Raw genomic sequence first — 23,164 nt, 5'->3', positions numbered from 1 at the left:
AGTAGCTTATAATTAAATACCTAACAACAGCAATAAAATGATTCAGTTATTTCTAAAAACAGCGCTTAGAAATTTAAAGCGCAGTCCCTTAAATACGACAATAAATATTTTGGGATTAGCACTGGGGTTTACTGTTGCTCTGATCAGTACGTTATGGGTGCTGAAACAATTTTCTTACGATAAGCATTACTCCAATTATCAACATATTTATCAGGTCATGATGACCGGAACTTTCAACGATGAAAAATCTACTGATCGCTCTACGCCTATTCCTTTGGTCAAAACAATTGCAACGGATTTCAAAAATGAAATGCCAGAAGCTGCGCTGATTACTACGATTGAAAGTAATACGATTAAAGTAGGGGATAAAAAGTTGAATGCAAACGGATTTTATGCCATGGGAAGATTCGCTGAATTATTTTCCTTTAAATCCTTACAGGGGGCCAGCAGTACGCCAACTGCCCCATATACCATCATTGTCTCCGAATCGTTAGCACAACGGCTTTTCGAAAACGCCAATGTTATCGGAAAAATTCTTCAGCTCAATGGGAAGGAACAATATACTATTCAAGGTGTTTATAAAGATATTCCTGAAAACAACACCTTTTATGGTTTGGACTATGTATTGCCATTTGCCGATTACCTCACTAAAGATCAAGGTATTGCAGATAGCTGGTCTAGCTGCTTCTTTAGCACGTTCGTTAAGGTTGATAATCCGGCATCGATTCCCGCGTTGGAAAACAAGCTGACAAATATTATCAACAAAAAACTAACGGATATAAAACCTGAGATCCTCTTACATCCCATGTCGAAATGGCATTTATACGATTCCTTTAAAAATGGGAAGAACGTAGGTGGACAAATTCAATATGTATGGATGTTTGGGTGGATCAGTATATTCATTATGTTGCTGGCCAGTATAAACTTTATCAATTTAAGTACTGCAAGAAGTCTAAAAAGAGGAAAAGAAATCGGGGTTTTAAAATCTGTTGGCGTCAACCGCCGACAGCTTATTGCGGGTTTTCTGGTTGAATCGACAATGGCGGTATGTTGTGCTTTTTTGATGGCTGTGTTAATGGCAACCTTGCTCCTTCCTTGGATCAATACAATCACGCATACGACGCTACACATACCTTTTGCCAATTTTCGTTTTTATGGTTTCTCGCTATTGGGAATAATCGTCATAGGTATCCTTTCGGGTATGTATCCAGCTTTATTTCTATCGGGTTTCAACCCTATTCTGGCCTTGAAAGGTAAGATCACTAGTAGAAAAGGCGGATCGCAAACGCGAAAAGCGATGGTGATTGTCCAATTTGCCATTTCCATTTTTCTGATGATATCCACCTATCTAGTGATCCAGCAATTACATTATGCAAAAAAACGTCCTATAGGCTATAAGAGTTCCAATTTGGTGAATATTACCTCCTCCAATCCCACGATCGTCAACAACTTCGCTATCCTCCGAAAAAAACTAATCGAACAGCGATTAATTCAGGACGCTGCCCTTTCGTCTAACTTTGTTAACCGACTTTCGTTAACAGGAGGTGGGTTTAATTGGCAAGGAAATGACAGCAAAGATGGTGCTATTATGGGGATCTTTACCGTTGATGACAATTTTGCAAAGACTGTACAATGGGATTTTATACAGGGCCGTAATTTTTCAAAAGATTTTAAAACAGATTCAACCGCTGTTATTTTGAATGAGGCCGCTGCTCAATTTATGGGAGTGACAGACCTCAACAGTAAACAATTGTCTAAAAGAGGTATCAATTATACAATTATTGGGATTATCAAGAATACACTTTCCGAATCCCCTTTTAAATCGATTACGCCGACAGCTTATTTCCTCAAATTTTTACCGAAAAACAAGATCACGCTGCAATTGAACGATGGTCAAGATCTTAAGCAGGACTTAAAAGCCATTGCTACAGCCTTCAATCGAATCGATCCGGATTTTACCTTCGATTATGCATTTACTGATCAGGAATATGCTAAAGAATTTCAGCAGATGGAGATGATCAAAAGTTTGACAAGTCTGTTTACAGGTCTCGCCATTCTCATTTCTTGTCTCGGTCTATACGCCTTAGTGTCCTTTCTTACGGAGCAACGTGAAAAGGAAATCGGTATTCGAAAAGTATTGGGTGCTTCAGAAGTCGGCTTATGGCGATTACTATCCACGGAATACGTTTGGCTCACGGGCATCAGCTTTATGCTTGCATCTCCCCTGGCTTATTTGTTGATGGAATCGTGGCTCGAAGACTATGTCTACCGCATATCAATTACATGGACGGTGTTTGCTATCACAGGCTTAACCGCATTACTCATTACCCTATTAACCGTTAGTTACCAAGCGATTAAAGCTACTTTAGCAAATCCCGTAAAAACCCTAAGAAGCGAATAATATTAATTTGTTCGGGGACGGACACTGTACTGTCCGTTTCCGAACATTTAAAACCACCACAAAAACACATCAAAAACCTAAAAATCAATACATTACATTTATGGCAAACCAATTGAACTGGTTGACTTTGCTATTTTTCGAATAACAATGCTTTCTACTAAAGCGTGTTTATTGACAACAATATAGCTTAATTAATTATGTAAATACGCAGTATCATGTTGAAAAACTATTTTAAAACCGCTTGGCGGAATATCATTAAAAACAAAGGATTTTCTCTTTTAAATATGTTTGGCCTAAGTATCGGAATAACATGTTTTCTATTGTTGGCAGCGTATATATATCATGAATCCAGCTATGAACGTTTCCTTCCCCACGCAGACCGCCTAGCTTATATTAGCCTCACCTATAAATCACCTAATAGCACTGAAGAAGTTAATTCTTCGGCTACGCCAACAGGGCTAGCGCCTACTTTGCAGGCTGAATTTCCAGATGTAGAACAGGCAACCAGATTCTACAGTTATTCCAAAGGCGGTAAAATAGAATCTAAAGAGGCAGTAATAACTGAAAAAGGCCTACTGTATGCTGATCAGAATGTTTTTAAAACTTTAGGTTATACCTTTCTCGAAGGTGATTCACAATCAGCCCTGGCGGAACCAAATCAGATTGTCTTGACGAAAAAACTCGCAGAGAAATATTTTCCCAATCAGTCGGCGATTGGTCAAACACTATCCATTGACAAAGTCAACTGGAAAATCACAGGCATTATCGCAGACTTGCCCACGAATACACAGCTGAACTTCTCCGCACTCCTTTCCAATAAGGGATTAGAACGCTACAAAGAAATGGCTTGGTCATCCGCAAATGATGTAACCATAGCGCTATTAAAAAACAAACATCAGTTCGGTTTGATCCAACAGAAATTGGATCAAATGACTAATTCAAAATTCGCCGAAGCAACAAAACAAGGCTATCAATTTCGATTCGTCCTGGAAAAGCTGACCGATATCCATCTTCACTCCAAAGCAGCAGGGACCGGGAACATCACTTATATCTATATCTTAATGGCATTAAGTGCTGCGCTTATTATTTTGACCTGTATCAATTTTACAAATTTGGTATTAGCACATGCGCTTGAACGTAAAAAGGAAATCGGTGTCAAGAAAGTGCTGGGCGCTGCAAAGAAAACAATATTCTTTCAATTCTTCTTTGAATGTAGTATGATGGTCTTTCTAGCTGTTGGCTTTAGTCTTCTGACAACGGTACTCTTATTACCGGTATTTAGTTCGTTTATGGGCGCCGAGATAAAATTGACCATATGGACCGACCCCCGTTTTTATGCAGTTTTGGCTGTATTTGTAGTATTAATAACATTGCTTTCTGGCGGTTGGCCAGCCTATTCCATAGCTAGCTCAAAACCTATTTCAATTTTTAAACGAAAATTGACTGAAAAACAAAGTGGTATATCCCTGAGCAGAGTGCTCGTAACTTTTCAATTCAGTATCTCTATATTTTTTATTATCTGCACCTTATTCGCAGGTAGGCAGATGGATTTCATCCAGTCTAAAAACACTGGCCTTGATCGTGCAGGGATGTTGGTCATTGACGGCCGAGGATGGCAGGATAAAGAAAGGCAACTACTAAAAGAAAAGTTGATGCAGCTTAGCAGTGTCGAGGGTGTCACCGCTTCCTACGATAATCCAGTCAATATACAAGGAGGATATAGCATTAGGGAGGTAGAAGGTCAACCCAATGACTTTGATATGGATGTTACTGCGATCCCGATTGAAAAGAATTTTGTTTCTGTTTTTCACATTCAGTCTGTTGCCGGCGAACCGCTATCAGACACGGATATCTTACGTGCACAGGATACAGTCTCACCTGAATATGGTTTTGTTGTCAATACGCTAGCGGCATCCGCTATGGGGTTCACACCTCAACAAGCGATTGGAAAGAAAATCAACCTAAACGGGCGTAAAGGAAGTATTAAACAGGTCGTAGCGAGTTTTAACTTTGCTTCGCTACATAGTGAGGTTAAGCCGATCGTACTCTTTCCAGAATATGATTATTTCGGCAATATTTTTATTCGACTCAACCCAAGTACACCTGTTCAAGATGCGCTAGCTCAGGTTAAGTCTGTCGTACAAAACATTGACGTGAAAAATAGCTTTGAGTATCACTTTCTCAACGACGATTATGACAAGCTATATCTCAAGGATCAACAAACCACGCGCGTCATGCAGTTATTTTCTATCATTACCATTGCTATTGCCTGCATGGGACTATTTGCATTATCGGCCTACGCCGTCCAACAACGTTTTAAGGAAATAGGAATACGTAAAGTATTAGGTGCCTCAACAATCAAAATTGTCAAGATATTAAGCTTTGACTTTATGATTTTAGTCTGCTCTGCCCTGCTAGTTAGTGTACCATTGGGATGGTATGCTATGCATCGCTGGATAGAAAATTTTGCCTATCACATTACGTTGGATTGGTGGGTATTTATGTTGGCTGGAATCAGCGCATTGCTGGTATCATTTATAACCATCAGTTTTCAAACTGTAAAAGCAGCAATCGTTAACCCTATTGAGAGTTTACGAAACGAATAATTATTAAAGTGACTAATTAACTAATGCATCCGATAGATAACACGCGGGAGACTTTGTAAATTCTTGTTTTGCTATTTATCGATAACCTAAACAAAAAATGCTTAAGAATTATATCAAAATAGCCTGGCGTAACCTTTGGAAAAATAAAGGTTATTCCGCCATCAATATCATTGGGTTGTCCATTGGCATGACTGCGGTGTTGATTATCGGAATATGGATACAAAATCAATTTCAATTTGACAATTTTTATAGCAATAATACCAGTCTTTACAAACTTTGGAACAAATATGAAGACGAGGGAAAAATTAATCTTCAACAAGTTACTTCGGGCCTCGCCTCACCGGCACTGGAAGCTGAATATCCAGAGGTAGAACACGCTGCACGAATCTATTGGAGCTCCAATAGATTATTGTCTTTCGATGAGAAAAAAATCAAATCTAAAGGAAACGAAGTTGACCCCGCTTTTATGCAAATTTTTGAATTCAAAATCCTTAGGGGAAATAACAACAATGCGCTAGGAGACAAGAAAAGTATTGTTCTCACAGAGAGCCTTGCAAGAAATATCTTTGGCGACGTTGACCCTTTGGATAAGACAGTTATGCTCGACGATAAAGAGCCTTATAAAGTGACTGCCGTAATCGCGGATTTGCCGAGTAATACAAATTTTGATTTTACCTATTTAATCCCCTTGGTTCAACCGGAGAATTACTCGCCGGATTGGAATTCCAATTCATTTTACACCTATGTGCAGCTGAAAAAAGGTGTTGATATAGAAGCTTTCAATAAAAAACTGGTCGGTTTTATCACAAAAAAAACGAACAATGTCTCGAAGGGATCACTTTTCCTATATCCCTTGTCAAAAATGCATCTTTACTCCAAATTCGAACAGGGAATACCTGTGGGGGGAAAGATAGACCAGGTCAAACTGGTTGGCGGTATCGGCCTATTAATTCTGCTGATCGCCTGCATTAATTTTGTCAACCTCAGTACGGCAAGAAGTCAGAAAAGAGCAAAAGAGGTTGCGGTTCGCAAAGTGGTGGGCGCCCAACGCTTCAACCTGATTGCCCAATTTCTTACTGAATCTGTCTTATTAGCACTTATTTCTGGACTAATCGCTATTGGTCTGGCTATCGGTATATTGCCCTTATTTAATAAAATATTAGACAGGCCTTTATCATTTTCCTTAACAGATCCAATCATATGGATATCGTTAGCTGGATTCACATTTTTTACAGGCACATTGGCCGGATTATACCCTGCCTTTGTCCTATCGGCATTTAAACCAGTTAAAACACTGAAACCGCTAAGCCGCTCCAACAAGTTTGTATTGAATTTCAGAGAGCTACTGGTCATTTTCCAATTTGGTATCGCGATCATACTGATTATAGCAACGATGATTGTACGACAGCAAATCAATTATGCTGCGCAACGTGATATCGGTTACAACAGTTCACAGCTCATCGAAATACCAATGGAAGGTAACATGGAAAGAAATTACGAAGCAATTAAATCGGAGCTGATTAGCGCCAACATCGCGCAATCGGTGACACGCACCGGTTGGTCTATTACACAAAATGCATCGAATACGAGCGGAGGTTTTTTATGGGAGGGTGCTACTCCTGAACAAGGCAATAAAATTGTCTTCAATCTTGGAAAAACAGAAAGTGATTTTGTAAAGACTGTAGGATTAAAACTCATAGCAGGCCGCGATATCGATTATAGTAGGATGCTAGCAGATAGTTCATCAATATTGCTCAATGAAGCTGCCATTAGAGAAATGAAACTCAAAAATCCGGTTGGCAATTACTTAAAATGGGGCAATAAGACTTATACGATTGTTGGTGTTATCAATGATCACATTAGCGGATCTCCCTATAATCCCGTCTCTCCATTGCTGATATATGCGAACAAAAATTGGCTACTAAACATGGTTATTCGGGTCAATGTTACATCATCGTTTAGCGATCAGTTGAATCAAATTGAAAAGACGCTTAAGAAATTTAATCCAGCTTATCCTTTTGAATACAAATTTGTTGATCAACAGTTCGCTTCAAAATTCGGCGATCAACAACAGACGGCAAAGTTAGCATTTATCTTCTCGCTATTAGCCATATCCATTTCCTGTTTAGGTCTATTTGGACTTGCATCATATATGGCCGAATTGAAAACAAAAGAAATTGGTATACGTAAAGTACTTGGCGCATCCGTCTCGGGAATCACAGCGATGTTATCTAGAGATTTTGTCAAACTTGTCGTCATTGCCATTTTAATTGCATCTCCGCTTGCGTGGTGGGCTATGAATAAATGGCTTCAGGATTTCTCCTATCGCATTGAAATACAGTGGTGGACATTTGGTTTCGCTGGAGCTTCCGCCATACTGATCGCTCTCATTACTGTTAGTAGCCAAGCCATTAGAGCCGCAAGCAGTAATCCAGTGAAGACATTAAGAGATGAATAGCGGAGAATTACAGGTTAATAAATAAAATTAGGCCTTAAAACCAACTTTAAAAACAAATAGAGAAAAAAGATAATTATGATAAGCAACTACATCAAAATAGCATGGCGCAACCTAATGAAGAATAAGTCATTTTCCCTGACTAACATCATTGGGCTGGCAATAGGCATGGCCGGAGCATTGCTTATAGTGCTTTGGTTACAGAACATGATGACAATGGACCGCTTTCATGAAAAGGGGAATCGCCTGCATGTATTGAGTAATCGTGATGAATTTCAGGGTGATAAATCGGCCTGGGCGTATACACCTAAAATATTAGGCCCCTCATTGGCCGCTGATTTCCCAGATATCGAAGCGTTTACACGATACAACGAGGGACATGAATTTTTAACGACATTTAAAGAAAAGAAGCTTATTGCAAACACAGTTTTTGTCGATCCCGGCTTTTTCAAGATGTTCTCTTTTCCTTTTATCAAAGGCGAACAGAATGTTAAATTTGATCACCCAAAAGGTGTTGTTCTTACCGAAAGATATGCTAAGTCGCTATTCGGCGATGAGGATCCAATAGGCAAATCGGTTAGAATAGATTCGGTCAATCAAGTTGATGTACAGGCTGTTCTCAAAGATATCCCGAGTAATTCAAGTTTCAGATTTGACATGCTCCTTCCTTTTGAATATGCAAAAATAATTGGCTATGTGGATGACAACTGGAGCAATAATTCAATAAGTACTTATGTCTTATTAAAAGATGGTGCTTCTTTAACAGCATTTAATAGTAAGATCAAGACCTATTTAAGGGATCATATCAATGCCAGCAATAAGGCAGAGGGTCGCTTATCAGCGAAAAATACAGGGGAGATTTTTGCCTTTCCTTATCCCGATTCTTTTCTGTATAACAATGGTAAAGGTGGAAATTATACATCGGGACGGATTGATATTGTCAAGCTTTTTGCGTGGATCGGTGTTTTTATTTTATTAGTAGCCAGCATCAATTTTATGAACTTAAGCACAGCACGTTCTGAGCGTCGCGCAAAAGAGGTTGGTGTCCGTAAGGTAATTGGTGCCAGTAAGACAAGCTTAATGGCTCAGTTTCTCGTTGAGAGCATACTAATTAGCTTAATTGCGATGGTTCTCGCAACTCTACTTGTCTTTATAGTGCTGCCTTTTTTTAATGACCTTGTTGAAAAAAATCTCAGTCTTTCCTTATTAAGTCTACAAACCTGGCTTTTTCTACTTGCGTTCGCACTGTTTACAGGGATATTAGCGGGTACTTATCCGGCCTTTTTCCTTTCCTCTTTTCAACCGATCAAAACTTTGAAAGGAAAATTTGTATCGAAGACTAAAGGGTTGAACATCCGTTCGATACTCGTGGTTATACAGTTTAGCCTCGCTATTATATTGATTATCGCTACAGTCATTGTGGCAAAACAGATCCAGTACACTAAACAGCGCGACCGCGGCTATAATGAAAATGGTTTGCTCTACAGCAGTATTAAAGGTGACCTGGAGAAGAATTATAAAATCCTCCGGGACGAGCTTTTGGCCAGCAATGCTGTAGTCTCTGTATCGAAGAACATGTCGCCAGTAACAGACTTTTATAGCAATGGTTGGGGATTTACCTCCGGTACACCGACCGAAGAGGACAAAAGAATTTCTTACAACCGCTTTAGTACGGACGCTGATGCGGTAAAGAATCTTGGTCTCACTTTGATTCAAGGACGTGACATCGACATATATAAATTTGCAACAGACAGTACTGCATTAATTTTAAATGAATCTGCCGTTAAAAGTCTTCATCTTACAAATCCTGTAAATAGCATTGTGGATGGCGATGGCACCAAATGGACAGTCGTTGGCGTTGTCAAAGATTTTATTATGGGATCGCCTTTTGGGGACAAAAAACCTATGGTGATATTGGGTCCAAAGGCTTGGTTTACAACGATTCATTATCGTTTAAATACAAACCATAACATCGCAGACAACTTAAAGACAATTGAAACTATCTTTAAAAAATTCAACCCAGATTACCCATTTGAATATCAGTTCATTGACAAAACCTATGAACAAAAATTTAAGGAAACAAAGGCTATAGGTACATTAGCGATGGTTTTTGCAGGATTGACGATCTTTATTTCCTGTTTAGGCTTACTGGCACTGATCGCATACATGGCGGAAACCCGCATGAAAGAAATTGCTGTTCGCAAAGTTCTTGGCGCAAGTGTAATCCAAGTAACGTCTTTACTTTCTATCGATTTCATCAAGCTTGTCGTTATCGCTATTTTTATAGCAACGCCTATCGCTTGGTGGGCAATGGACCAGTGGTTGCAAGATTATAGCTATCGAATAGCGATCCATTGGTATTACTTTGCCGTTGCTGGATTGATGGCAATTTTAATCAGTATGGCTACTATAAGTTATCAAACGATTAAGGCAGCTTTAGTGAATCCCGTTGATAGTTTGCGTGATGAGTAGCCTAACGTTTACCATTATTTTTTTCGATAGCTTTATACCGGATAGATGACTATGAATTCGTTCAAACTTGCCCTCCGCAGCCTTATTAAAAACTGGCAATACACTTGGATCAATATCTTAGGTTTAAGCATGGGTTTCTCCTTGTGTCTTCTGGTGTTTGCCCTGGTTATTGAAGAAAATTCGTATGACAGAACCTGGAAAAATGCCGATCATCTTTTCCGTATTGTTACTATAGATTCTACTGCTGGTCTTGAACGACAAATGTCGAGAACGTTGGTTAATTTAAGTACAGAATTAAAACAAGTATTTCCAGAAATTCGAAATGAAGCTCGTATAGAATCTAGAAAATATTATCTAAAACCGGATTCCAACACCACGCAGCCCATAGCAGTACAGGCTTTGGAATCGGAAACATGTATTTTGGACATGCTGAGCATCCAGATTCTTGAAGGCAATCCGAAGCAACTCGTTCAAGGAAAAACAAACTTACTCATTGACAAAGAATTTAAAGAAAAGTACTTTAAGAACGAAAATGTCATTGGAAAGATTATCCAAAGTGCCGACCCCTATGCTGATCAGCCTTCCGAATATATCATTACGGGTGTCATGGATAATCTTCCCTATAATTCAACGCTCAGAGCTTCCATCATTGCTTTAGTTCCAAAAATATCGATGGAATTAAGTAAAGATGGCTCAGGCTACTACACAGAACAATTTGTACAGCTAAAAGCCGGGACGTCAAGGATAACGCTTGAACAGAAACTCAATCATTGGTATAAAGAATACCTGATTCCAAACACACAACATGTGGCTTCCTTTCGCCTGCAGCCTATTCAGGATATCTATATGGAGCCATTAGGAAGTGTAGAAATCAGTGGCGACCAAAAAATAACAAACATATTTGTAGGCGTTGCCATTTTGGTCCTTATTGTTTCCTTCATAAATTTTATTAATATCTACGCTGTAAGAACCGTTAAAAAATTAAGAACGCTGCATATCCATAAGATCATGGGAGCCAGCCGCCCCCAGATGGTTCGAGGAATGCTATTTGAAACAACCTTGCTGTTTTTTATTTCCGCATTATGTAGCTTACTTCTTTTTAAACTTGGATTGTCCCAACTGGAAAACTTTATAGGCTATAATCTCGCTTATATAAGGTCCATACAGCTTCCATTGGTACTGTCCTTTTTGACGATATCGCTCGCTCTTGGTCTATTGATTGGCTTTTATCCCGCATGGATGGTTTCTGGACTTAAGAGTTCGGATGCCTTGAAAAATAAGCTATCCAAAATTCCGAATGTTGAAATGTTTATTAAAAAAATACTTATCACAATACAGTTTAGCATCACTATTATCGTCATTATTGGACTTATAACAATCAAATCACAACTTGTCTATATGCAATCAGCACCCTTGGGGATCGAGGTCAGTAATGTGCTCAACATCGATTATTTCAACACGGGAACACAAAATACAGATATAAAAGACCGAATAAGCCAACTCACTGGTGTTGAATCGGTCAGCATAGCTAACTGGACACCGACAATTGGTTCAGGCTATCTTGTCAAGACAATCGCAGACAAGTATAGTCCTGAAAAAAAAATCCAAGTCAGTTTCATCGGCGGTGATATCAATCTCTCCAAGACATTGGGAATCCAATTGGTTAAGGGACGACTATTAACTCCCAAAGATTACACACATGTTGAAATGGGGTTGGTAGAGGACGGAGTCAACAATGCTCTTGTAACCGAAAGTACAGCAAGAATGCTTGGCATAGACAGACTCGGTGTCCTGTATAAAGACCTTCAGATTATCCCCGTCGGCATCATTAAAGATTTTCATAGTGAGTCTTTTCGTTTCAAGATCGTACCGACGGTGATTTTGGCTAAAGATTTTAATGGAAGCGGCAATATACTGATAAAAGTGGGGGAAGGACAAGAACAACATATCCTTCAATCGGTATCTAAAATTTTTCAGCATACCTATCCTCACAAATACCTGTCTTATCAATGGATCGATGAGCTAATTGCACAGCAATATGAAAAAGAGGGCAAGCAAGTGCAATTATTTATTTTATTCAGTACATTGGCGTTATTGATCTCTGCATTGGGTATTACGGGTTTAATTATGCAAAATCTTGAACAGCGAACGAAAGAAATTGGCATTCGCAAAGTCCTAGGCGCAACAGTGCTGGACCTATCGCATCTCTTTTCAAAAGATTATCTCATTTTAACCTCCCTCGCTATTGTTATTGCCAGTCCTATAGGGTGGTATCTTTCAAAAAAATGGCTCGAAGATTATGCCTACAATGTGGGGGTACAATGGTGGTACTTTACCCTTGCTGCTCTTGTCGTGTTTTTGATTTGTATCATTACCGTCAATATCCAAACAATACGAGCAGCTTTAGTGAATCCCGTTGATAGTTTGCGTGATGAGTAAGTTATATTATAAAAGCATTAAGCGTCATCCATATGATCAAGAACAATTTAAAAATAGCATGGCGGAATTTAACCCGAAATTTATCCACTTCACTGATCAACATAACGGGGTTAGCGATGGGGATTGCAACCTGTTTGCTAATCAGTTTATACGTAAGCGATGAATTTAGCTTTGATCGTTATAATGTGCATGCAGATCGCATTGTCCGTGTCGTTTTCAGAGGAACTGTTAAGGGTGGAACAATCAATGAGGCACATGTGATGCCACCTGTTGCTTCGACCATGAAGGCGGAGCTGCCCGAAGTTGAAGAAACCACGCGCTTAAGAATCGGTGGCTCTCCCCTATTTGTCGTCAATAATAAAGTGTTTCACGAAGAAAAAATGGCTTTTGTGGATGCTTCTTTCTTCAGAATTTTCACGCTCCCTTTTATCAAAGGAAATTTGTCTACAGCTATTTCTTCCCCAAATTCTGCAGTAATATCCGAATCCACCGCCTTAAAATACTTCGGCACAAACGATGTTGTCGGTCGAGACCTCATCATCAAAGACAGTCCAAATATCCTCAAAATTACTGGAGTAATCAAAGATATCCCTCAAAACTCCCATTTTCATTTTGATGTGTTTACCTCTTTGGATGCACTTGAAGATTCACGATCAGATTCGTGGATGACTTCCGAATACTATACTTATGCACTGCTTTCGAAAAATGCTTCACGTGAAAAGCTCGAAAAAAACTTAGCCACTCTATTCGACAAACATGTTGCCACACAATTTATGGCAGGTTTTGGCATGAGTTACCAAGAATACAAGAAGACGGGAAATAAGATCGGGCTTTACCTACAGCCGCTAACAGATATCCATCTACATTCAAATTTCAACTACGACCTCAGCGCTCCAGGGGATATAAGGTACGTTTACATTTTCAGCGCTATTGCGCTCTTTATGCTATTGATTGCCACAATTAATTTCATGAATCTATCTACAGCAAGTGGTTTTAAACGATGTAAAGAAGTTGGCGTACGAAAAGTATTGGGTGCCGACAAGCAAAACCTGATGCGACAGTTTATGCTGGAGGGTGTCCTCCTGACCTATATTGCCTTAGGAATAGCTTCGGGAATTGTTTTACTTGTCCTTCCTCTATTTAATCAAATTTCAGGAAAAGAGATTGAAATTCAAAAACTTGACGCTTTTAAAATTATTCCCTTCCTGCTAACTTTTGGTTTAGTCGTCGGTCTATTTTCCAGCAGCTATCCCGCGTTATATCTGTCCTCATTTAATCCACTTCGTGTATTAAAAGGGAAAATAAGTCGTTCGACTAAAGGCCTTAATTTACGCAGTGGACTTGTTGTATTTCAATTCATCATTTCCGTCGGACTTATCTTTGGAACCGTGGTCGTTGTTCAGCAGCTGGATTATATGCGTCATATTAAACTTGGATATAACAAGGATAATGTCCTTATTATACCGAGCTGGCCTTTAGGGAAAAACGAAAAGACATATTATAATTTATTGCTGCAAGATAGCAGAATCAAGCATGTCTCTCATTCGTCCTATCTCCCTGCCGGAGAAAGTAACAACAACAATTTTTTCATCTATCCAGATGGCAATACTGATCAATGGGTCAAAACGATTCGTTACGATATAGATGAAGAATATATTCCGGTTATGGGTATGCAGCTTAAAGAAGGACGAAATTTCGCAAAAACATTTGGTAGTGACAGCCTTTCTGTCATCATCAATGAAACCGCAGCAAAAGATCTAGGTTGGAACGATCATAGCCTTGGTAAAATATTGACCAATAAAGACAACAAAAGCTATCGTGTTATTGGTGTCGTTAAGGATTTTCATTTTCGCTCTTTACATGAGCAGATCTCCCCGCTTGTGATGGTTCTTAGCGATCAAGCCGGGAGTTTGATTCTCAAAATACAAACAGCCGATATGGATAAGCTCATTCAAAAATTAGCGTCTCTCTATCGCTCCTTTCCAACAGACATTCCATTCAGCTATTCCTTTTTGGATGACCGATACGCACAAACCTACCAAGCAGAAGTGAAAACGGGTAAGTTACTGAGCATCTTTGCAGGACTGACTATTTTTGTGGCCTGCCTTGGTTTATTCGGCTTGGCTATTTTCACCGCCAATCAACGCAGAAAAGAAATAGGGGTCCGAAAAGTTATTGGGGCTACAGTTTCAGATATCACACGCATGCTTTCCATTGAGTTCGTCAAACTCGTTCTCAGTGCCATTATCATTGCTTCTCCCCTAGGTTGGTGGATAATGCACAAATGATTAGAGAATTTCGCGTACCGTATTGAGATGCAATGGTGGATGTTTGTGCTAGCAGGAGCTCTAGCCGTCTTTATTGCTTTAATTACTGTAAGTTCACAAGCGATACGCGCGGCCATAACAAAGCCTGTTGACAGTCTACGCGATGAATAAAATAGACTTGTCTGTTCAGCGGTGGACAAAGCACTGTCCGATATCGAACAGCAAGTAAAAGAATGAGGAAGGCAACCCGTTAATGATCAACAGGATAATTGCTTGGCCAAACATTTGTATTTTTAATTTTTTAAGTGGAGCACACAAGCTATTAGCAGCTCCACGACCGGAATAAATTCTTAGTATAAAACAATGAACTTTACAAACTTCAAAATTGCTTGGCGAAATATCGGAAAGAAAAAAGTGCAAAATCTGATCAATCTAATTGGATTGACCTGCGGTATTACTTTTCTCCTACTTGTAGGCGCCTATATATGGGATGTACATCAAGTGAATAGCAGCATCAGAAATATTGACCGGCAATTTTTGTTGCAAAGCAAGTATAAGAAAGAAGGATTTGGTATTAACTTAACCACATTAGGGGCGCTCCCTAAAGCCTTACATGAGGAGTATCCCAATCTGGTCTCTAATTATTATCGGATTGATGGATTGACAGGTATCGTAGCCAACGGTTCGACAATCCATGAAGAAGGGATGTCTCTCGGAGATCCCAGCCTATTGACGATGTTCGGATTCCATATGCTGGCGGGCAATGCTAATACGGCTTTAAATAATCCCTTTTCAGTTGTCATCAGTGACAAAGCTGCCATAAAATATTTCGGGCATGTGGATGTACTCGGCAAATCGCTACAGATAAAAAATTTCAAGGGTGAAAAACACGATTTTGAAATTACAGCAATCATTAGATCCGACGTCCAAAATGCCATTATGGATCTCACAAAGAATATGCATGCAGACATATTTTTACCGATCATCAATGAGGAATTCTTTGGTCGATCTATAGACAATTGGAATAACCCTTATATTGCCGGTTATATCGAATTGAAACCAGGTGTAAGCTTGGATCGCGTAGATGCCGCCATTGAAACGTTGGTAAGAAAAAATACCGATAAGGAATTTTCCAGTGAATATAGCCCTGATCTAAAACCATTGAAAACCTATTATTTGGATGACAACCAAGGGGCCGTGCGTAAAATGATACAGACATTGATTTGGACGGCCATTTTTATCCTGATTATGGCTATCATCAATTTCATCAATTTTAGTATCGCTCAGCACATTACCCGATTAAAGGAAATCGGTGTTCGCAAGATGATGGGATCATCTCGAATACAGCTTATCAGGCAATTGATGACCGAATATATCCTAATCGTGAGCATAGCAGCATTGATCAGTCTGCCGCTTTATATCATCGCAAGTCCAATTTTTGAGCATATCTTGATGCGAAAGCTGCCCACCTTAGTGGAATTGCCGATTTACTTTTTTGGATTATTGGGTATAATGACGTTATTCATTGGCCTACTGGCCGGGCTCTACCCAGCTATTAAACTTTCCAATATAGCGGTACTTCCTGCAGTCAAAAATCAATTTTCGACGCTAGGAGGCAAACAGCTGGTGCGAAAAATTCTTTTGTTTTTTCAATTTGGGGTAGCTTTGCTCCTGCTTGTCTGTACGCTAATTATTTCTAAACAAGTTGATCTATTTCTCCATAGCAATCTAGGTTACAACAAAGACTATTTATTAACTGTCCAAGTACCCAGAGACTGGTCCGAAAATGGCGTTCGCAAAATGGAGACTGTGCAACAAGAACTCAGCTTGCAACCAGAAGTTAAATCAGTAACCTTATCTTATGAAATACCTGGATTGCTGGGATCCAATATGCAGCCAGCATTCGGGACGACTGACGACAAAGAAATCCAGGTACAACGGATTACAAGTGATAGTCACTTTTTGGAGACCTATGAGATACCACTAGTTGCTGGAACTTTTCTCCCTAAAAACTATGTTGCCAATGCGAATAATAGGCCAGTTGTGATCAATAAAAAAGCCATGGACGATTTTGGTTTTAAAAATGCCGAGCAAGCTATTGGTCAGCAGATTGCTCTAGCTGATCCAAGTTACAAAATGACTATTTTAGGCGTTGCTGAAAACTTTGTGGCCAATTCACTTCACCAGGCCTCTCCGCCTATCGTATGGACAGATGTACAGGAAAGCTTACAATATCGATACCTTAGCATCCGTTTAAAGCAAGGCTCTCTTTCCAATACAGTACAACAACTCGAAAAAAAATGGAAAACGTTGATGCCTGATGCTCCTTTCGAATATCAATTTATGGATGAACGCATCAAAAATTTATATGAAACTGAACTGCAGCTGCATCGTGCATCACAGTTGGCTACGGTCGTTTCGCTGCTGATCGTGGCATTGGGGCTCACCGGATTAATATCCCTTTCCATCCATTTGCGGAATAAAGAAGTCGGTATCCGCAAAGTACTCGGTGCATCGTTAGCACATTTAATGGTGTTATTTTCGAAGGAGTACTACGGAATATTCCTATTTGCGGCATTGACGACGGTTCCACTGAGTTATCTATTGATGCAATACTGGCTTCAAAATTACATCATCCGCATAGATATCAATGTTCTTACCTACTTGTTACCACTAGGAACATTAATTGGTTTACTAAGTTTATTGGTTGCCATTATTGTATTTCGGGCCACCCGATTTAATCCGGTTGAAAAATTGAGAGATGAATAATGTCAGAAACCAATCCATATAAACAGTATGATAAAGAACTATCTTAAAACCGCTTGGCGGACATTGATGCGCAATCGTATCTATTCGCTATCAAACCTCGTTGGTTTAACGATTGCCCTGCTGGTTTTTATGCTAATCAGTGCGCTTGTGGTTGATGAGCTTTCCTACGACAGACAATGGAGCAACTCCAAAGAGCTCTACAGAATGCGAATTGTGCCCAAAGAAATACAGGAAGGATTCACAAACAATAATTCGGGAGCTCCTGAAGGTATCTCTGCAACATTAAAAGCTCATTTCCCAGAAGTACTTGGCTATACTTCAATCCATTCATTTTCAACAAAATTAACAATAAACAAGGGCTCAAAGCAGTTTACCGAAATCAATACGCTGGAAATCGACAGCGGTTTTTTCAATCTTTTTGATACAAAAATCATCGCAGGTAATCCGAAACACGTTATTGCCGGAGCAAAAAATATCACATTGACAGCCTCTGGGGTACAAAAATACTTCGGTGGCAAAGACGTGCTCGGTAGCACATTCTACAATAAACCACAAGAAGGGGAACCCGAAGCTTATTATGTTAATGCAATTATCGAGGATATGCCCCATAACTCTTCCTTTCAGGCCGAAGCCTTTGTGCTGATGCCTAAGGTGAATGAATTCAATCCCGAAAAAAGTGGTTCGTTACAAACACAAATTCTGTTGCTCAAAAGTACAACTGATGTTAAAAGTTTTTCAGACAAGATAAACAAGTGGTATAATACGCAAAAACTAGGTGATTGGCTGAAAGAGCACAATCTTTTCATTGAACCCATCACTGATATACACTTGCGAAGTATTACAGGATGGGAGAACCCTATGCAAGACATTTATCTGCTAGCAGGAATAGCGATCTTGATCCTTGTATTGGTCAGTATCAATTACATCAACCTGAGCTTTGCCCATGCGCTCAAACGTACACAACAGATCGGTATCCGCAAAGTACTGGGAGCAAGCCGAAAAAATCTGATCCTACAGATGGGCCTTGAGAGTACCATGCTCTTTGCCGGCTCTTTTCTGATTGCATTTTTGAGTTACGTGCTTATATTTCCTGCATTTGAGCACTATTTAGAACATCCTTTGACCATGAGCTACCAACATTCCTTCTTCATGTTTGTTGGACTGCTATCTATGTGGATCGTTCTGGGCTGGATTTGTAGCCTACCTACAGCCTTGTCACTATCAAAAACACATCCGTCCCTAGAACTTCGGAAACAGCTTTCTTTCTTCAAGCTCCCCCTAAATATGGCATTTACCAAAGTATTGGTGATTTTCCAGTTTGCCATTGCCATCGTCGTAGCGATCTGTATGATGTCCATGCGTGCGCAATTGCACTATCTGTACAACAAAGATCTTGGCTATGAGCCCAAAAATCTCTTGGCTATCAATTATACCTCCTGGGAGGGGAAGGATCAGGCCTTCAAACAGGAGCTATTAAAACATTCGTACATCTCTTCGGTCAGTCTCACAAGCTGGACGCCCTTTAGTGGTAGTGTGGATTTTAAAACAGTAGCAGACCCTAACAATCCGAACAAAGAACTCCCAGTGGTATTTGTCTATGCGGATTATGATTACATCAAAACAATGGGCATAAAGCTCCTTAGTGGCCGGCCTTTAAGTGCGGACTATGCGCTGGATAGACCGTTTACAGATTCGATTCAGGCCGGACAACGGGTACTTACCAATATGCTCGTTTCCGAACAGACCGCCCAGCGGCTGTCTTTAAAACTTAATAAGAGCAATGAGCCTTTAAACAATACACCTGTAGGCGTATTTAAAGAGTTCAACGGAGCAAGTTTAAAGTTTCCGATCGGTCCTTTTGCGATTAAAGCGCAAAATGAATGGGAAGGCAGCTGCATGCTTATCCGCGTGCAAGAAGGTAAGAAAAAGGAAGCTTTAGCCTTGGTAAACAGCACCTGGAACAAATTTTTTCCTAATCGGATCGCGCAATTCAACTGGCAGGAAGATCAGGTGCAGCATCAATATAACAAAGAGAAAAAGCAGTACCAGCAATTGGCATTTTTTACAGGAGCCAGTATGCTGATTGCTATCTTAGGGATCGTAGCCATTGCCATTTATACGCTAGAACGACGGGTAAAAGAAATCGGTATCCGTAAAGTGCTCGGTGCTTCGGTAAATACGATCACCTATATGATTTCCAGATCCTTTATCGCGCTCTTGCTGATTGCGATTCTAATCGCTTTCCCCATAGCATGGTGGTTTACGCACAAATGGCTGGAAAATTTTTATTACCATATCGATGTTCCGATTGCTCTCTTTGTTTTCACGGGATTATTTATGGGTTTGACGACGTTAACGATTATTGCTGTCCGGATATTCCAGACGGCATGCATCAATCCCGTCAATAGTTTACGGGATGAATAATAAAAAATAAGCCGTAGGTGTGCGAAATTTAAATAGTGTAAACTGTTATTTAGCTAAAGGGAATGAAAGTTTATAATTGGTATAAGTTTTTTGGATTTTCGCTGTTTTCATCATTCACATATTGAAATCATATAGATTTTCGATACAAAGAAATAGAAAATATTTCAAAAACAAAAACATTTGTATAAATAAAAATAACATTATCTATCTTTATCTATACAAAAGGACAGATTATTAAATAAAAGGATGACAAAACTAGGCGATTTTTTAGCGAAGAAATCTGTGAATAAATCCCAGATTGCCCGCAAAACAGGATTAAGTAAAGCGAGAATCAATGAATTGACCATGACTGAGACCGCTAAATTACGTTTAGATGAAATGTACTTGATTGCTCTGGCCATCGATACAGATCCGGCCAAAATGATGCTCGAACTCTGCGAGCACCTCCAACTAAAACAGATTAAGGATTAGGATACTTTCCTAGAGCCCTTTAATAAGATGATCTGTGCGGTATTGGACGAAAAACTGTTCGATATCGTACAGCCACAAAATCCAACAAACAAAACAAAACACTGAAAAACAGCAACTTAATAAAACGGCAATACAATTGACTTCAGTCTAATGTCTAGATTGACCGGTCGATTACCGATCAATAAGATGTTAAAAATGTATTGTTATGATAGGAAATAGTCTTAAGGTCGCTTGGCGAAACATGGCAAAAAATAAGCTCTATTCTTTTATAAAGATCGGGGGATTTGCTTTTGGTATTGCAGTCTGTATGCTCATCGTACTGTATATCAAGCATGAGACCAGCTACAACAAGTTCTATCCAGCAATGGATCGCACCTATCGCCTCGTCGTTCAGCTTCCGATCGAAGGTAAAATTCAACGTTGGGTATCACTCTCGGCTCCCGTTGCCCCGACACTGAAAGCTGAAATTCCTTCCATAGAACAAACAGGCCGGATACTCCCTAACCCTTTATTTGGCGCAGGAAGTAACCAGCTCTCCCTGAATGATAACCCGCAAAGCTTTTATGATGATGGCTTTGTGTATATTGATCAATCTATTCTTGACATGTTTCCGACACCCATGGTTTCAGGAACTCTTGCCCATGCATTGGATCAACCCAATACACTTGTCATTACGAAAAGTAAAGCGGAAAAATACTTTAAAAATGATCCTATTGGACAGACCATTTATCTGAACAATAACAGATCCAAACTCTATACCATTACCGGCGTGATCGAAGATATACCCAAAAACTCCACTTTAGCAGGTTATAGCTTTTTCATGTCGCTCGCAGGCGAACCCTTTTATCCCGGCGAACAGAACCAATGGCTCAGTAACAATTACACAGTCTACGTTAAATTAAAGCCGCAAGTTAATATTGAACAAACCGAAAAGGAGATTTTAAGAAATTATAAAGCGCACTATTTACCTGAATATAAAAAATCAGGGCGCAAGCTCAATCCTTTATTCGAACAGGCAAAAATCAACTTACAAAATGCACTTGACATCCATTTGAAGTCTTCCGATATCGATGACGATAAAGTCAGTATATTGAATCGGGGAGATATCCGCATGGTCTGGACTTTTGCCATCGTCGCATTGTTTATTCTTTTGATAGCGTGTATCAATTTTATTAACCTATCGACCGCCAATGCCGCTACACGGGCCAAAGAAATTGGCATCCGGAAGACAATTGGTTCGACAAGGACATTATTGATCGGACAATTCCTGCTCGAGGCGATTTGTTATAGTGTATTGTCTTTGCTTGTTGGTCTATTGTTGAGCTGGGTTTTGTTGCCCATATTCAACAGTCTCGCCAATAAGTCCCTGACCATCCCATGGACATCCCCTTACTTTTTCCCATCATTATTGTTGGCAATACTGTTCATCGGCAGCCTGGCCGGAATCTATCCAGCTTTGTATCTATCCCGATTTAAACCGATTGCCGCATTGAAAAACAAGACCACCGGAGCCAAATCTTCATTATTCAGAAATGGCCTTGTCGTCTTTCAGTTTGCTACATCCATCATCCTTATTGTAAGTGCCTTGGTGACCAATCAACAGATACGTTATATCCTTGAAAAAGATTTAGGTTTCAAAAAGGAACAGGTCATTATCCTCCGAGGTATTGGTACATTGGGGAATCAGATCCCAAGCCTTAAAAATGAGTTGAAGTCCATTGCAAATGTAAGTTCCGTTTCCTTAGGCGATTTTATTCCAGTTCCCATTGATGGTGCCAAAAGAAACGGCAACCCATTTTGGAATGAGGGCAGACGGGAGATCGATATGGCCACACAGGGACAGTTCTGGGAGATTGACCAGGATTACCTTGAGACCTTCGGATTGCAACTGACCAAAGGTAGAAATTTCGATCCCAAAATGGCCACAGACAGCACGGCTGCCATCATCAACCAAAAATTGGCGAATGACCTGGGATTAAAAAATCCCATCGGAGCAAAAATAACCAATGGCGATACCTGGACAGTCGTTGGTGTTGTGAACGATTTTATTTTTGAGTCGCTGAAAGGTAAAGGGTACGCTGGCTTATGTATGGTATTACGGGGTTATCCCTCACTTTTATCCATTAAAGTTAAACCCGAAAACCTACAGGAGACCCTGAACGGAATTAACAGTGTATGGAATAAATTTTCACCCAATCAAAAGATCAATTACAGTTTTTTGGATGAGGGCTTTGCTTCCCTTTATCAAGATGTTGAACGGACGAAAAATATATTCAGCTGTTTTGCAATCGTCGCCATTTTTGTGGCTGCCCTCGGTCTCTTTGGACTAGCCACCTATGTGACACAACAGCGGACAAAAGAAATCGGTGTGCGGAAGGTGCTTGGCGCAAGTACGATGAGATTACTGAAACTGATGTCCGGAGACTTTATAAAATTGGTGTTTGTTGCCTTGGTTATTGCCTCACCTGTTGCGTGGTGGGCAATGAACCAATGGCTCAGAGACTTCAACTATAAAATAGATATCAACTGGATATACTTTTTTCTGGCGGGCATGGCCGCTGTCCTCATCGCCTTAGGTACCATTAGTTATCAGACCTGGAAGGCTATCAGGACCAACCCCGTCGATAGTCTAAGAGATGAATAAAGTCAGAAGATCTTAAAAATTAGTGCTTGTTGCCTTGGTCATTGCTTGCCTGTTGCGTGGAGGGCAATGCCAATGGCTAAAGGGGGATGAATGTTCGATTGCGAACGAAAACTGTCCGAAATCGGACATCCAAAAACAAGATAAACACAACATAAGACACTTATAGCAAAACAATTACAACAATGGCAAGGGGATTGCATTTTTAATTAGGTGAAA

Annotated in this window: 10 protein-coding genes; all 10 read left to right on the top strand. The window is 39.8% G+C overall.

Features of this window, described 5'->3' with window-relative positions; all coding sequences use genetic code 11:
- Positions 1-37 precede the first annotated feature (37 nt).
- The 10 genes from B2W36_RS00660 to B2W36_RS00615 all read left to right on the top strand — a co-directional run bounded on the left by B2W36_RS00660 (position 38) and on the right by B2W36_RS00615 (position 22,948).
- Positions 38-2,401 (top strand): ABC transporter permease, encoded by a 2,364-nt coding sequence (locus tag B2W36_RS00660; protein WP_293886116.1) that lies wholly within the window; start codon positions 38-40, stop codon positions 2,399-2,401.
- 215 nt (positions 2,402-2,616) lie between these two features.
- Positions 2,617-5,007 (top strand): ABC transporter permease, encoded by a 2,391-nt coding sequence (locus B2W36_RS00655; RefSeq protein WP_293886115.1) that lies wholly within the window; start codon positions 2,617-2,619, stop codon positions 5,005-5,007.
- A gap of 97 nt (positions 5,008-5,104) precedes the next feature.
- Positions 5,105-7,465 (top strand): ABC transporter permease, encoded by a 2,361-nt coding sequence (locus B2W36_RS00650; RefSeq protein ID WP_293886114.1) that lies wholly within the window; start codon positions 5,105-5,107, stop codon positions 7,463-7,465.
- A gap of 75 nt (positions 7,466-7,540) precedes the next feature.
- Complete coding sequence (locus B2W36_RS00645) at positions 7,541-9,934, top strand: ABC transporter permease (protein ID WP_293886113.1); 2,394 nt, start codon at positions 7,541-7,543, stop codon at positions 9,932-9,934.
- Positions 9,935-9,985: 51 nt separating this feature from the next.
- Positions 9,986-12,373, top strand: coding sequence for an ABC transporter permease (locus B2W36_RS00640; RefSeq protein WP_293886112.1), 2,388 nt, complete (start codon positions 9,986-9,988; stop codon positions 12,371-12,373).
- A 32-nt stretch (positions 12,374-12,405) separates the two neighbouring features.
- The gene (locus tag B2W36_RS00635; protein WP_293886111.1) at positions 12,406-14,661 is read left to right on the top strand and encodes an ABC transporter permease; all 2,256 of its coding nucleotides are present in this window, start codon (positions 12,406-12,408) and stop codon (positions 14,659-14,661) included.
- Positions 14,662-15,003: 342 nt separating this feature from the next.
- Positions 15,004-17,409, top strand: coding sequence for an ABC transporter permease (locus B2W36_RS00630; RefSeq protein ID WP_293879640.1), 2,406 nt, complete (start codon positions 15,004-15,006; stop codon positions 17,407-17,409).
- Positions 17,410-17,436: 27 nt separating this feature from the next.
- Positions 17,437-19,833, top strand: coding sequence for an ABC transporter permease (locus B2W36_RS00625; protein WP_293886110.1), 2,397 nt, complete (start codon positions 17,437-17,439; stop codon positions 19,831-19,833).
- Positions 19,834-20,079: 246 nt separating this feature from the next.
- On the top strand, positions 20,080-20,304 hold the full coding sequence (locus tag B2W36_RS00620) for a helix-turn-helix domain-containing protein (protein WP_209581680.1): 225 nt from the start codon (positions 20,080-20,082) through the stop codon (positions 20,302-20,304).
- Positions 20,305-20,509: 205 nt separating this feature from the next.
- Positions 20,510-22,948: an ABC transporter permease gene (locus tag B2W36_RS00615; RefSeq protein WP_293879638.1), complete on the top strand. Its 2,439-nt coding sequence runs from the start codon at positions 20,510-20,512 to the stop codon at positions 22,946-22,948.
- The last annotated feature ends 216 nt before the right edge of the window (positions 22,949-23,164 follow it).

Origin of the sequence: Sphingobacterium sp. UBA3549 (assembly GCF_002376635.1) — a bacterium.
GTDB lineage: Bacteria > Bacteroidota > Bacteroidia > Sphingobacteriales > Sphingobacteriaceae > Sphingobacterium.
This window is presented reverse-complemented; position numbering and strand designations above follow the sequence as displayed.